This window comes from Rhodococcus sp. FW305-130 (genome assembly GCF_058788335.1).
The window spans coordinates 21,863-34,365 of sequence record NZ_JBYTAP010000012.1 but is presented as its reverse complement, the minus strand read 5'-3'; the positions used below and the strand labels follow the sequence as shown (position 1 = coordinate 34,365).

Genomic DNA, 12,503 nt, shown 5'->3' with positions numbered 1-12,503 from the left:
ATTAAGTCTGTTTTGTCGGGTAGTGTTCCTCTGTTCGCATCCGCGGGGAGAGGAACTACGCAGTGGCAACAAAGTGGTTGTTGATTGAGTCGATCGGTGGCGCTACACCGTCGATCATCGGTCTGGGGAGCACTCCTCGAAAGTTCACACCGTTGGACAAATTCTTCAAAAGCAAAGATTCCCTCGACGAGGTTTACAGCGTGATTGCCGAGGTCATGGCGTCGCCTGACCGCGTAGACAGGGTAACTGCTGATGGCCGCCGGCGTGTCGTTGTGGAGCCTTTGGTGACGTTCTCAGGACGTCTGCATGGCATGTACCTATGGACTGGCGGACCAGACGAAGTCGTTCCCGACAGGGACCCGGCCGGAGCTTGGTTGTTCAACCTGACGGCGAGCAAAGCCAGCGGAAGCAACGATCTGCTCGACTTGTACGGCGTTCCGGAGGATGAGCGACATACCGAGAAAGCAATGGCCGGCGCCTTCACCCGTCTCGTGACCAATCGCGATGAGGGCGAGGCTTTGTCGAAGATCATCCACTCGGCTCCCGGAACCATTCACCAAGCGGTGTGGACAGTGAGGCGAGATGACGACGAGCTGCGTGCCGCCCACTTTTCGTGCCGAATGCTTGAAGAAATCGATCCTGCGACCAGCAGGTCAGAGGTCATTTTGCGAGGAATAACGCAAGACATCGGCCCCGCGATCGACGTTGCGGCGGCTCCGCCCCCTGTGGTTCTTGAATACCGGGTCCTCGAGGCTGCGACGGAGGAGGGGGAGTACCGAGCGATCGTCAATCTCAAGACGCTGCAACTCATTCGATGGGTAGGCGATCCGATGCCAGACTTGGCGTGGGAATCAGTGGATGACCAGGTTAAACCTGGTATGCATCCCGAGGACTTGCCTGTGGCGCTAGAGATGTCTGCGGGTTTGGCGCGGGGCAAAACGCAAGGCACCGTCCGGTTCAGACAGCTCGACGGGAAGTGGAAAGCCTGTGATGTGCGAGCGACATTGATGATGCTCGACCAGCACACCACCGCCGGCCTGGTCATGGTCCGCGCTGCTGCGGATTCGTAGCTTTTCACCAGTTGTCGATGCCGCGCTGACGCGCGCACAGTTCTGCGCGCGCGTCAGCGGCAGTCCTCCGCTCAGCAATCTGTCTGCGGCGGCGGACTGCCGCAGCATCCGGAACAGCTGCCATCGCTGCCCGGCGGCCGGGGGAGTCCTCAGTCGCGGCCAATGCGTAACGCGCACGTTCGGCCTCGAACTGCGAGGACTGTCGTTCACGTCCAGCTTTTGCCTGCTCAGCGGCAATTTGAGCGAGAACATGCGGTGAGAAGGCCAGATCCTGCTCCTTCATGAGCCACCGGATAAACGCAATCGGATGCTTTGGGTCCGGTGTCATCTTCCGTGCCTCGGCCCACGCGTCGATGGTGGAGTTGAGATCGTCAGCGGTCCAGCCGTGCGCCGCTGATTCGGCCAGTGCAGGCGCCCAACCTCGGGGGGTATGTTGACGTGCCCACGTAGGCGTTCTCGGATTACCGAGCCACTTGGATGCGAGCAACAGGCCTTTCCGGATGCCGTCAGCCTTCTCGACCTCGGACCTGGATTCCTTGCGCCGCGAAGCGGCTCGTTTATCCACAGATCGTTTTGTATTAAGTACCTCTCTACGAGAGGTAGGGATAGAAAACTGACCCCTACGGGGGTGGGGTGCCATCTGTATAGATCCTGCGACTGACATGCGGGTTTTATCCACAGGCTTACGCGGGTGCAACGCCCACACCGATGCCCAGCCACGCGACTTGTCATCAAATCTCCACGACGCCATACGTTCGCCTTTGCGGCGTAGTCGGCCACGCAATACCTCCGTGGCTACCCGAAGTAGTTTGAGCGCTTGACGGGCTCGCTGAACGGTCCGCTCTCCGAGCCCTGTTCGCTCGACGAGTGTGGCAATGGATAGACGCGAGCTGCGGCCGGAATCGAAATCAGCAGCACCGGCCATGACTTTCGCGACCGCCAACAACGATTTAAGACTGATCCCTCCGCCGGCGACACTGCCTGTCTTCGACGTCTTGACGAGCTCGGGGCGGATGCGGTTGTACTCCGCGGTATAGGCGCAGCGGACGACGATCTCGACCCAGTGCTGGGCTCCACGCCATGACGCGATACCGCTGTATGCGCCGGGCTCCAATTCGAGCGTGACCTGGCAGTACCTTCGGCAAGCTGCCTCTGGGCCACCGAGCGCGTTGACGAACATCGGGGTCAGGGAATGGCATTGGTGCCCGTGCACATGGCCAGATACAGCGCGAGGCGTACGAGCTGTGCCGTACCGACGCCGCATGGGGCTGCTACCGCAGTACGGGCGCAGTACGGATGTAGGTGCGTGTTCGTGAACAGCGACACGCGCAGGAATCATTGAAACTTCATCAGGCCACGATGTAGCCTGAGACCTGTCCGCCAAGACAGTCCCTTCGGGGATATAGCAGTACCGCTGAGAAACGAGCGTCTAACTCGAATCTCACCAACTTCGAAAAACCCTCGACCCCGCCCGGTTCGGGGGTTTTTTGTTGCAGTCGGTGCGCTACAGCTAACGATGTGTGGTTGTCACGGCATCCCCCGCCCGGGTTTGCCGTCTACGCGACGTTCGTTACGCGGTGAGCTGCAAAACCTCCTGGTCGAGTTCGACGACAAGATTCTTATGGCCAGTGGTGGCCGCCAGCAGATCTGCGACGTACTGGCTGACGGAGCTGACTCCGGCCGCCTTCCGCCGCTTTTCCAGCTCTGCGTACACCGGATCTGGAACGCGACTCACAACCCGGGTTCGATCACCCTTGCTTGGTGTGGGCATGCTCTTCTCCCTTCGGCCCGACCTTGCTCCTAGCGATGCAGTGCCAGGTTCCCGTTCATCCTGTGCCAAGATCACACAATCGTCACGGTGACACGCCGAAGAAGAACCGAACTTCGATGTTTGGGTGGAATTATGGGGAGATTTTTTAAGAATCGCGGAAGCGTGTCGCACGCGCTTGACGGCTGTCACGATCGCGCTGCCAGACCTCAGCGACCAGCTCGGGCGTGACCTTATACAGCTCCGCAAGCTGCGCAGCCCTAGCCTCGTCGTACTCTTTGCGCCCTTTTTCGATTCGTCCGAGAAGCGTCGCCGAAATTCCGAGAGCTTCGGCAGCTCGCCCTTGAGTCATGCCAGCTTGGGCGCGCAGATCACTGAGGCCAAGCTGGTCATTCGGAATCGGCACAAGGTCTGCAACGGTAAGCCGCAATTCGGCCGCAACCTTGGCTAGCAGCTCGGGTGTTGGTGCCGCACGACCCGTTTCCCATGCAGAGACGGTCTGCTCGGAGACACCAGCGGCGTCAGCCAGGTCTGCAATATTCGCCTTGCGCGCCAGTCGATAGCGCCGCAACCTGGCAGCACTAAAGCCTCGAACAGCACTCCGCGACACGCCTACTCCAAGCTCTCGAGAACCATCCCCGTGAGTCATTGTGTCGCTCCTTTACCCCGCCAACTCGCACTAGTGTTTAGAATAATAGGGTGTTATATTGGTTTGGCATAAAAGGTTGCCAAGAAAGAGTCGAGGTCAAGGGACCTATAGGCGGAAAAGGGGGGCCGTGAGGCGATTGAATGAGTTGCCGAACACAAACCACGCGGTCTACCCTGCAACGGCGTGCCCAGCCTGGGATTCCTCGGTACTTGTCGACGTCGGTATCGCTTGTAGCGCAGAAGAATTTGCACACGTCTATCTGCGTGTGCCTTCTGAGTACGGGCAGGCGATTTGGATGAACTGGTTTCTCGCAGTGCGCGATGCAACATCCCAGGTCACTCTCAGTGACCGTTCTACTTCAAGCACGAACACAAGGACTTCGGCTTCTGCCGAGCGTCGTGCTGTCTCGAAAGCCCCAGGTGCGTTGGTGATTGGCGTCCCCTCACGCACCTGGGGTTTTTTCATGTCTGCGGTGCTGCACGCACCAAGGCGACCAGACCGCAGGCCTTCGAGCCTATGCGGTGAAGTTGAAAACGCAACTAGCCGGAGGCAGTCGTGGGGAACAACTCTGCGCAAAATACCTATTCCAGCTGGGTAGAACAGGACACTCTCAAACTCGGATTCGCTGACCACGAACTCGGGCGCACTGTGAACCCTGCATGCGGCCATGCCACCCGGATCCCGGTCCGTCGTGTCTCGCCCTTCGTGGTGCTCGGCAACACGGTCCGTGAAGCACCCACCCCGCTCCTCCCGCCCGAGGACCGGGTGGGTGCGCCTTTTCGTGCACGCTGCGTTCCTCTATTCGCCAACGTCGTCCACTGCATGGGGCGCAGTCCGGGCAGCGTTTGTGTGAGCGTTCCGATTCCCGGCTTCTTCCACCGGTGCCCACTCGGACACACCCAACTCCCGACCACAACCAGATTCTTCACACGCTTCGCGGCCGACGGCGTGATCTCTGCCGCGCATCAGCTTCCCGGTACGTCCTACCGGGATTAATGGCCCCGAGATCACAACTCTCGCGGCCGGCTCATCCACGAATCCACCTAAGTGTTTGCAAAACAACACGATTGAAGGGATGTCATGAAGCAGTTCAAGAAACCACGGTCCGGTGGGCGCCATCGGTCACCGTCGACGGGTGCGGTCGCAGCCGTGACGTTGGCGGCGATGGTCGGAGCCGCCTTCGTCAATGCCGGAGTTGCGATCGCAGCGCCGACCCAGCCGGGCATCACCGCTCCGTCGCAGCCGGGCATTACGACGCCTCCGCCTGCGTCGGAGCAGCCGGGCATTACTACTGCCCCTGAGGTTCCTGCGCCGACGTCCGATCGTTCGTACTGGACTCCGCCTCCGGCTGAGTACGACAACATTCAGTGGAAGCCTTCGCCGTCGACACAGCAGTCGTCCCCGAACAATGCAGGCGATAGCAGCGGGAACTATGTAGCGCCGACGTATTACGGCGACCCGATCGACGTGGGGACACTCCATCTCCCGACCGAAGTCGAGATCATCGCTCCGATCGAAGCACCGCCCCAGATGTTGCAGCTGGGTGATTACGTCGGGCCGAAGCCCAATTGGATGTCCGACGAGTATCTCGAACGCACCAATAACACTGCATCTGTCGGTGTTTCACAGTTCGCGACATTCTGGTCCAGCGTCGGCGTCGACGTGGATCGTTCGCAACGTGTCTCGGCTGCAACCTTCGGCGGAGCCGCAGCAGGTGCCTTGGCTGCCGGAACCGCAGGGTTCACAGTGGGCGCATTGGGCGGCGGCACAGTGGGCGGTTTGATCGGGGCCGGTATGGGCGGCCTGGTTCCGCTCCCGCCGCCACTGCCGGAAGCGACGACAGGCGTCGTCGGCACGGCTATCGGTGCCGGTGCAGGTGGCTTGATTCTCGGGATTCCCAGTGCCGTGGGCGGCGCTGTGGTGGGCGGATTGACGGCGGGAGCAATCGGGGCCGGTGACACCGATGCCGAGCCTCGCCACATCGACGTGCCGAACCTTCCTGAGCCGGACGCACCTGCGATCACCTCGCAGACCAGTGACGCGCTGGCGGCGCAGGCCCCGCCGGTCGCGCAGGTCGTCACCGACGCTGTGGCGTCCGTTCCGCAGATCACCGAGAACGTCAACGCGCAGCTCACTACTGCACGTGAAACCGTCCTCGCTCAGCCCGGTGGCGATCAGGTCATCGCCGCACTCGACAACGCGGCCGTCGAAGCGAATTACGCCTTCGGACCTACCGCCGATCTGATCGGCCAAGCCCTCGGCGCTGCTGCCGCTGGAGCGACCCCCGCGTAATCACTACCGCCGCCGGGGTCGGGGCTTCGGCCCCGGCGGTGTTAGTCGAAGTTCTTTTTCTTTGCACGAGAGGAAATATCGACATGTCAGGTCAGAACTGGTTTCCACCGTTGGACCCGACCGAGTTCGCCGACGAAGTGGACACGGGAGAGCAAACCCCAGACACCGACGTACATTCCGAGCCCGAGTCCGAAAACCCCGATGAGGAATCAGAACCCGACTCCCTACTCGACCATGCCGAAACTGTTGAGAGCGAACCGGTTTCCACCGGCAACGCTCCCTCGGCAGACGAGACCGTTGTCGCTGCGGTGAGCCGACCCGCCCAACACCTCACTCCCACATTCGAACTCGCAGATGAGGACGAGACCGGACCGGCGACCGATCCGGTCGTCTCTGAGTCCGTGGGTGTTGTCCGCACGCTCCCGGTCGTCACCCTCGCTGTCAGTGATCTGAATACACAACCGGATTGGGCATCGGAATGGGAGCTGCCGGCCACCGATCCGGAACCGACACCGCCCACCCCGGATGAGGGGGAGCGGATCGGTATCCCCGAACCTCTCCCTGGATCCGACCGGGCGCGTGGCCGGAGCCGCCGCACGAAAGCCGCTGTCGGGGGAGCCGCTGCGGCCGTGCTGGCTGTCCTCGTCGGCGGTACCGCAATCGCGCTGGCCTCCGGTTCCGACGAACCGGACGCTCCAGCCTCCCTCGAAGTACCTGGAACCACTACGGCCCCGCCAGCGGCGGGGACGTCTGTCGCCGGGGCGCAGGCCGCCTCGTCCTGGTGCCCGAGCAGCGTCAAGGGTGACGTCATCAGCGGGAATGGCCCTGGCGGTACCGGATCTGGCCCTGATGCGATCCTCGGATTTCAGTACGCCTTCTACGTCGATCGCAATGCGGACAAAGCGCGAGGCTTCGCCACTCCGGAAGCTGCGGCCACCCAACTGTCGACCTTGCAAGCCGGCATCGATGACGGCGTCCCGGTCGGCACCGAGCATTGCGTTCTGATCCGCCCGTCCGGTCAGCCGGGTGTCTTCGCCGTAGAGATGGTCCAAAAAGCCGCGGACGGTGCGATCGTGCGATACGCGCAAACCATCAGCACGACCGTGCGTGACGGAAAGACGCTGATCGCGGCCATCAACGAGAGCGTAGGCACGCCGTGACGTGGGCGGGGGACTGGCTCGAGGGCGAGCCGACAGAAGACAACGAATCCGACGAGAAGCCGTCGGCAACGGTGGACGACACCGCACCGCCGCTTGTGCCCGGGTCCGAGGCAGAAGGCCCGGTCGATGAGGTACCCGAGCCAGAAGATGCACTGATTCCGCTGGCACCGCCTTCTGCTGTGCTGATCGCCGGGGTTGCCGGTGGAGTCGGAGCCACCACGACAGCGGTCGGCCTGGCGAGTGCATTGCACACCGAACTCGTCACTGCTGCCGCCGTGGATACGACCCCCGCCGGTGGTGACCTGTCCGAGCGTGGCTGCGGGCGCGAGCTGAACCCCGGCCAATGGGTCTCCGAGCACGGGGTGCTGTGGGGTCGCCGCACGCTTGGGGAGCTGAGCGGCGACGCTGCGGCGCTCGCGTCCGTTCACTCACTCCTGACCGCGTCCGGTCATTTTCCGATCTACGACGCCGGAAACCCTTTGCGTGCACAGCATCTCGCTCCGCTGCTGGCCGATGCGTCGGTCGTGATCGTCCTGGTGGTGTCCAGCCGCGGCGACTCCGTGAACCGTCTTCCCTCCGTCCTGGAATGGATCGAGAGCACCCTCGGCGCACACACGTTGGCATCGGTCGTCGTGGCCGTCGTCGAGGTCCGTCCCGGTTCGACGCCGGTGGCCGATCACCTCAGTGCCCATATGGCGGGCCGGATCGGAGCGGTGCGCCTGATCGGTCACGACCGGTCGTTGGCCGCAGGAGGACCGATCGTGACCTCGGCGATGGGCAGCGGTGTCGAGCAGGACTTCACCGCTCTCGCCGCCGACGTACGAAACCTCGGTGCAGCCGCGCCGACGCAGTGAACAAACACATCCGAAGGGAAATCCGCATGAGATATGCGAGAGGGATCACCACAGCGGTGACGGCCACGGTCGTCCTCGCACTGGCAGGAACCAGTCTGGCGAACGCCGCACCCACCTCAGGCGACTCCGCACCGATGCCCTGCACCGCTTTGGGAGTCTTCGGTGTTCAGGGGACCAACCAGTCCGCTCCGGATGCCGACCCCACCATCGACAGCGGCTTCCTCGGCATGTCGGTGATGGTGCCCTTGCTCCAGTCCGCTGCCGGTGAGGTCTCACGGATGCTCGTCCCGTACGCCGCCGACTTCGGTTGGCGGGGAGCGACGTACGAGCAGTCGATGACCGAGGGGGTCGACAAGACCAGCCAAGCGATCTCCGATTACGCCGATAGGTGCCCCTCGTCGATGATCGCGGTGACCGGATATTCGCAAGGCGCGCAGATAGCGGACACCGTCATCCGCAATATCGGCAGCGGCAAAGGCCCGATCACAGCGGACAAGCTCGCCGCCGGTGCATTGTTCTCGTCCCCGAATCGCCCGCAAGGTGCCAGCACCTTCCCCGGCGGCTCGTCCGGGCAGAGTTCACCGACACCGCCCAAGGGCGTTGCCACCTCTGCCTTGTCGGATCTGACGGTGACCACCCCGACCCCTGCTGACGGCGGCGGCATAGCCCCGAACTACGCCGCCTCGTCCGGGTACGGCTCTGTTGCCGGCCGTGTCGCTTCGTTCTGCACCGACGGCGACCTCGCATGCGCGACACCACAAGATGCGACGCTGGCCCGCACGGTCACCAATATCGCTGGGCAGCTGCACCTCGAGCAGCAGGATCCGCAGAAAACTCTGGTCGACCTCGCGGGCGCATTGGGTGGGGCGACAATTCGTACCGCCGCCGACGTCGTCAACGACGACATCAACTTCTCCAACGGCCGGTTCACCGTGCAGTCGTCCGGAAAGACCATCCTCGGGCGCCTGTCCACGAATTCCGATCCGCGCTCCGCCACTCCGGACGCGGACGCCGATGTCATCCGGGCAGTCATCAAAACCGGTGTCATGGGATTGCAAGCGGGCATCGCGGTCGCGAAGAAAGTCCTCACACTGGACACGATCGGCACCCTCGCCACCGTCGGCATGGCCAATCCCCCTGCTGCACTGGGCATCTTGGCAGCGAAAGTCGGGGACGCGGCAATGAGTTTGTTCCCGCCGTCCACCGGCACCCAGATCCAGAAGTACATCTACAACGAAGTCCAGCGCGGCATTTCCGACAACAAGGACCTGCTGAAGATGGCAACGCAGGTCAAGTACTGGGACACGGCCCGCAACCACGGCACCTACGACTCGATTCCCGTGGGAGGACAGGGGCAGACCCCGGCGAAGTTCACCGTCGAGTGGTTCTCCACCCTCGCGAAAGAACTCTCGTCCGGATCCACGTCGGCCGGGGCGAGCACCACGAAAACAGCCTCGCCGACGACTCGTCCGAGCGGGACGCCCTCTGCGGCCCCCTCGTCGTCGACGCCGCTGACCAGCTCGGTGTTCGCCACGACCTCGGCGGTTTCTCCTGAAATCGTCGGGCCGGGCGGCGCGTTCGCGCCTGCCCAGATCCCGACTCCCACTCAGGCGCCTGCCGCCGCACCGCCCGCGCAGTGATCGGTCGGCGGCGCACGGAACTCCTCTGCTGCGCCGCCGCCCAGCAAACCCCGGGACGCACTGACGTCCCACTCCAACCGAAGGGACCATCTCGTGTCAGATGACAGCAGCAGCGGAGGCGTCGGCGGTGCCATCGTCGTTGTCGGTGCCGCAGCCGTCGCGTTCCTTCTGATGATCATGGCCGTGGTGGTCGTTCTCGTTTCCGAGGACGAAGAGTGCGCTCCCGTCGAAAACGGGGGCGGGCAGGTTGCCGCTGCTGGTTCGCTGGTCAAGCCCACCAAGTCGTCCGAAACAACGGACACCTCTCCGTTCGGTCCGCGATGGGGCACCGAACACAAGGGACTCGACCGTGCGGGTCCTGTCGGTACCCCGATCTACGCGTTCATCGACGGCCGCGTTCGTGAAGCCGGTCCCGCTGACGGCTTCGGGAACTGGATCATCGTCGATCACGAAATCGAGGGCCACGTATACAGCTCGGTTTACGGGCACATGTTCGACGACGGTGTGATGGTCCGCGCCGGAGAGCAGGTCCGCGGCGGTCAGCAGATCGGGGCGATCGGCAATGCCGGCGGCTCGACCGGGCCGCACCTTCATTTCGAGGTGTGGGACGGCGGTCGTCTACCCGACGGCGCCGGTACCGCGGTGGATCCGCAACCGTGGATCGACAAGGCCGCCGAACCCGGCGAGGCTCCCGCTGCGCCCGCACCGACTTCCCCGGGCTCGGGCGATGCGGGTGATGAAGGTTCCGGGTTCGGAGGTTTGGACGGCCGACAGTTGGCGATCGCGAAGCAGATCGTCGCGGTCGGTGAAGTCATGGGCATTCCAGATCGCGGCGTCATCGTCGCGCTCGCAACCGCAAGCCAGGAATCCGGCTTTCGCATGTACGCCAACGACGGCACCGATCCTCGCCTCGAAGCCGATCAGAAGGACGTGGGCCGATCCCTGGACTTCCCACACGATGCTGTCGGACGAGATCACGGCTCCGTCAATCAGTTTCAGCAGCAGTACCCGTGGTGGGGAACGCTCGAAGAACTGATGAACTCTGCCACTGCATCACGCAAATTCTACGAAGCGCTGGCCAAGCAGAGCGGGTGGGAATCGCTACCGATTACCGTCGCAGCACAGAACGTTCAGGGATCGCTGTACCCGGACGCGTACGCCGACGACGAGCCGATCGCCACCACGTTGGCGGCCAAGTTCAAGGGCGCCGGGGCGAACATGTCCGAAGCCGAACTCGCATCCATCGCAGCTGGTGGAGCCATCGCCGTCGCCGACGGCGGCAGCGATGCCTGCAACGATCAGCAGCCCGCACCCGGTAGCGGCGGCGGCGAGGGTCCGGCCAGCGAGTTCGGACGAGCCATCATCCTGGCTGCCTCGCGCTGGATCGGTACCCCGTACGTCTGGGGCGGTGGCGACACGAACGGCCCCACCGGCGGCGGATTCGACTGCTCAGGTCTGACGCTGTACGCGGTCTACCAGGCATCCGGCGGACGAATCAGCCTGCCGCACTTCACCGGATCGACCGCAGATCCCGGACAGCTCTACGACTCACGCGGCGCAGAAGTCCCCATCGACCAGAAACAACCCGGCGACCTGATCTTCTTCGGCCCCGCCTCGAACACGCACCACGTCGGCATCTACTACGGCCTCGAGAACGGCGAAGAAATGTTGCTTCACGCTCCGACCGAAGGCCAGACCGTCACCATCGCTCCGCTGTCAGGGATGTCGGGAGAACAAATGCACGTCCGCCGCTTCGGCGCATCACAACCGCAACCGCAGGAGGCACGATGACAAACCGGACTGACCGCAGACCGATGAGGTTGACCGCATTCGCAGCCATGACCTTCGCTGTTCTCGCACTTGTCGGATGCGGCCGCAGCAATGACCACGACCACCCGATGGATGAGGGCGGCCCCACCCAATCATTGACTGTTCCCGCCGATCCCACTCTGCCGGAACCGTTTTCCTCGGTCGATCAAAGCGATCCGGAAGCCGTGATGGTCGCGGCCGCGCAAGCTCTGTTCTCGTACACCCCCGGGGCGGACACCAACCAGATCGACGCAGCGAACCGGGCAGCACCGTTGCTCGACGAGCGGTACTACACCGACAACGCGTCGTCCTTCATTGCTTTGGCACCGATCACCGGTCGCCAATGGGAGTCCTGGCGTGAGCAGAACGCGGTGGCCACGGCCACGGCGACGGTGACCGCCGACAATCACCCCGAGGACAAGCCTGCAAAGGTCTCACGAGTCGTGGCAGTGACGGTGACCGCCGTCGATGCCGGCGGCCGGGAGATTGATCGGGTTCCGTTCGCGGCGTACATGACCGCCACCAAGCTCGGTGTGTGGCGCGTGAGCGCGGTGATGGTCCGATGACCAGCGCATATGCCGATGTTCCGCGCCGCGGTGCTCCGATGCCGAGCGGTCCACGCATCGCGGGGGCTGTGATGCCCGGGACCGATGAATCCGCTCCGATCTGGGAAGGCCCGATCGAACGTGAGGCTCTGACCCCGGCCCGGCCGCTTGTCTGGTTTCTCGGAGCTACCGGAGGTGCCGGAGTCTCCTCGCTGACGCGTTCCCTCGCATACGCGGGGGACTGCCAGCGCGGCTGGCCCGGATACATCGGTGACCTACCGGGCGCGGACTCGCCGCTGGTGGTGCTCGTTTTTCGCACGACGATGCACGGCGTAGAGCGTGCTCATTCACTGCTTCTGCAACACGCCGCCGGTGGCACGCCGGAAGGAACACACATCCTCGGCGTCGTGTCCGTCGCCGACAGTGATCGCCCACTGTCCAAGCCGGTCCGGAACCGTCTAGCCGTCGTCGAGTCGCTGGCGCGCTCGCTGGCCGGTCACTGCTGGGACGTGCCGTGGCTCGAACCTTGGCGGGTCATGCCTCCTCGTGAGCTTCCCGAGTGGTCTCCGTCCTCGACGTTGCCGACCGACAAGAAAGCGGCGCGTGACCCGACGAGATACCCCGTCGCCCCGGTGATCGCTCTCCACGACCAGATCCGAGTCGCAGCAGCAGCTCGGGTGAAGGAAATCAGTTCTTCCGCAACATAACTCGAAAGG

Annotated in this window: 12 protein-coding genes; 9 read left to right on the top strand and 3 right to left on the bottom strand. The window is 63.4% G+C overall.

Annotation, left to right across the window (positions count from 1 at the left end; translation table 11 throughout):
* The first annotated feature begins 62 nt into the window (after positions 1 to 62).
* Positions 63 to 1,070 (top strand): GAF domain-containing protein, encoded by a 1,008-nt coding sequence (locus tag AC3WQS_RS28880; protein ID WP_019750057.1) that lies wholly within the window; start codon positions 63 to 65, stop codon positions 1,068 to 1,070.
* A gap of 4 nt (positions 1,071 to 1,074) precedes the next feature.
* On the opposite strand, the gene AC3WQS_RS28875 is transcribed toward AC3WQS_RS28880, so the two are convergent.
* The 3 genes from AC3WQS_RS28875 to AC3WQS_RS28865 form a co-directional block, all read right to left on the bottom strand.
* Entirely contained in the window at positions 1,075 to 2,250 is a 1,176-nt protein-coding gene (locus tag AC3WQS_RS28875; protein ID WP_064075280.1) for a hypothetical protein, read from the bottom strand.
* A gap of 390 nt (positions 2,251 to 2,640) precedes the next feature.
* Entirely contained in the window at positions 2,641 to 2,841 is a 201-nt protein-coding gene (locus AC3WQS_RS28870) for a hypothetical protein (RefSeq protein ID WP_020971495.1), read from the bottom strand.
* Between the two features lie 145 nt (positions 2,842 to 2,986).
* Entirely contained in the window at positions 2,987 to 3,448 is a 462-nt protein-coding gene (locus AC3WQS_RS28865; RefSeq protein WP_019750054.1) for a helix-turn-helix transcriptional regulator, read from the bottom strand.
* A 594-nt stretch (positions 3,449 to 4,042) separates the two neighbouring features.
* On the opposite strand from AC3WQS_RS28865, the gene AC3WQS_RS28860 reads away from it, so the two are divergent.
* From AC3WQS_RS28860 to AC3WQS_RS28825, 8 genes are all read left to right on the top strand, one after another.
* Positions 4,043 to 4,483, top strand: a complete 441-nt coding sequence (locus tag AC3WQS_RS28860) for a hypothetical protein (RefSeq protein ID WP_064075281.1) — start codon at positions 4,043 to 4,045, stop codon at positions 4,481 to 4,483.
* An 84-nt stretch (positions 4,484 to 4,567) separates the two neighbouring features.
* The gene (locus AC3WQS_RS28855) at positions 4,568 to 5,779 is read left to right on the top strand and encodes a hypothetical protein (RefSeq protein WP_064075282.1); all 1,212 of its coding nucleotides are present in this window, start codon (positions 4,568 to 4,570) and stop codon (positions 5,777 to 5,779) included.
* 83 nt (positions 5,780 to 5,862) lie between these two features.
* Positions 5,863 to 6,939 (top strand): DUF8176 domain-containing protein, encoded by a 1,077-nt coding sequence (locus AC3WQS_RS28850; protein WP_064075283.1) that lies wholly within the window; start codon positions 5,863 to 5,865, stop codon positions 6,937 to 6,939.
* On the top strand, positions 6,936 to 7,793 hold the full coding sequence (locus AC3WQS_RS28845; RefSeq protein ID WP_064075284.1) for a hypothetical protein: 858 nt from the start codon (positions 6,936 to 6,938) through the stop codon (positions 7,791 to 7,793). Before AC3WQS_RS28850 ends, AC3WQS_RS28845 begins: the two co-directional genes overlap by 4 nt.
* A gap of 26 nt (positions 7,794 to 7,819) precedes the next feature.
* A complete protein-coding gene (locus AC3WQS_RS28840; protein WP_064075285.1) occupies positions 7,820 to 9,433 on the top strand; it encodes a cutinase family protein in 1,614 nt (537 codons plus the stop codon).
* A gap of 93 nt (positions 9,434 to 9,526) precedes the next feature.
* Positions 9,527 to 11,224 carry a peptidoglycan DD-metalloendopeptidase family protein gene (locus tag AC3WQS_RS28835; protein ID WP_082893286.1) on the top strand — a complete coding sequence of 566 codons (1,698 nt, stop codon included), beginning with the start codon at positions 9,527 to 9,529 and terminating at the stop codon, positions 11,222 to 11,224.
* Complete coding sequence (locus AC3WQS_RS28830; RefSeq protein WP_223304546.1) at positions 11,221 to 11,808, top strand: hypothetical protein; 588 nt, start codon at positions 11,221 to 11,223, stop codon at positions 11,806 to 11,808. The genes AC3WQS_RS28835 and AC3WQS_RS28830 overlap by 4 nt, the downstream gene beginning before the upstream one ends.
* Positions 11,805 to 12,494 carry a hypothetical protein gene (locus AC3WQS_RS28825; RefSeq protein ID WP_019750046.1) on the top strand — a complete coding sequence of 230 codons (690 nt, stop codon included), beginning with the start codon at positions 11,805 to 11,807 and terminating at the stop codon, positions 12,492 to 12,494. The genes AC3WQS_RS28830 and AC3WQS_RS28825 overlap by 4 nt, the downstream gene beginning before the upstream one ends.
* Positions 12,495 to 12,503: the final 9 nt, after the last annotated feature.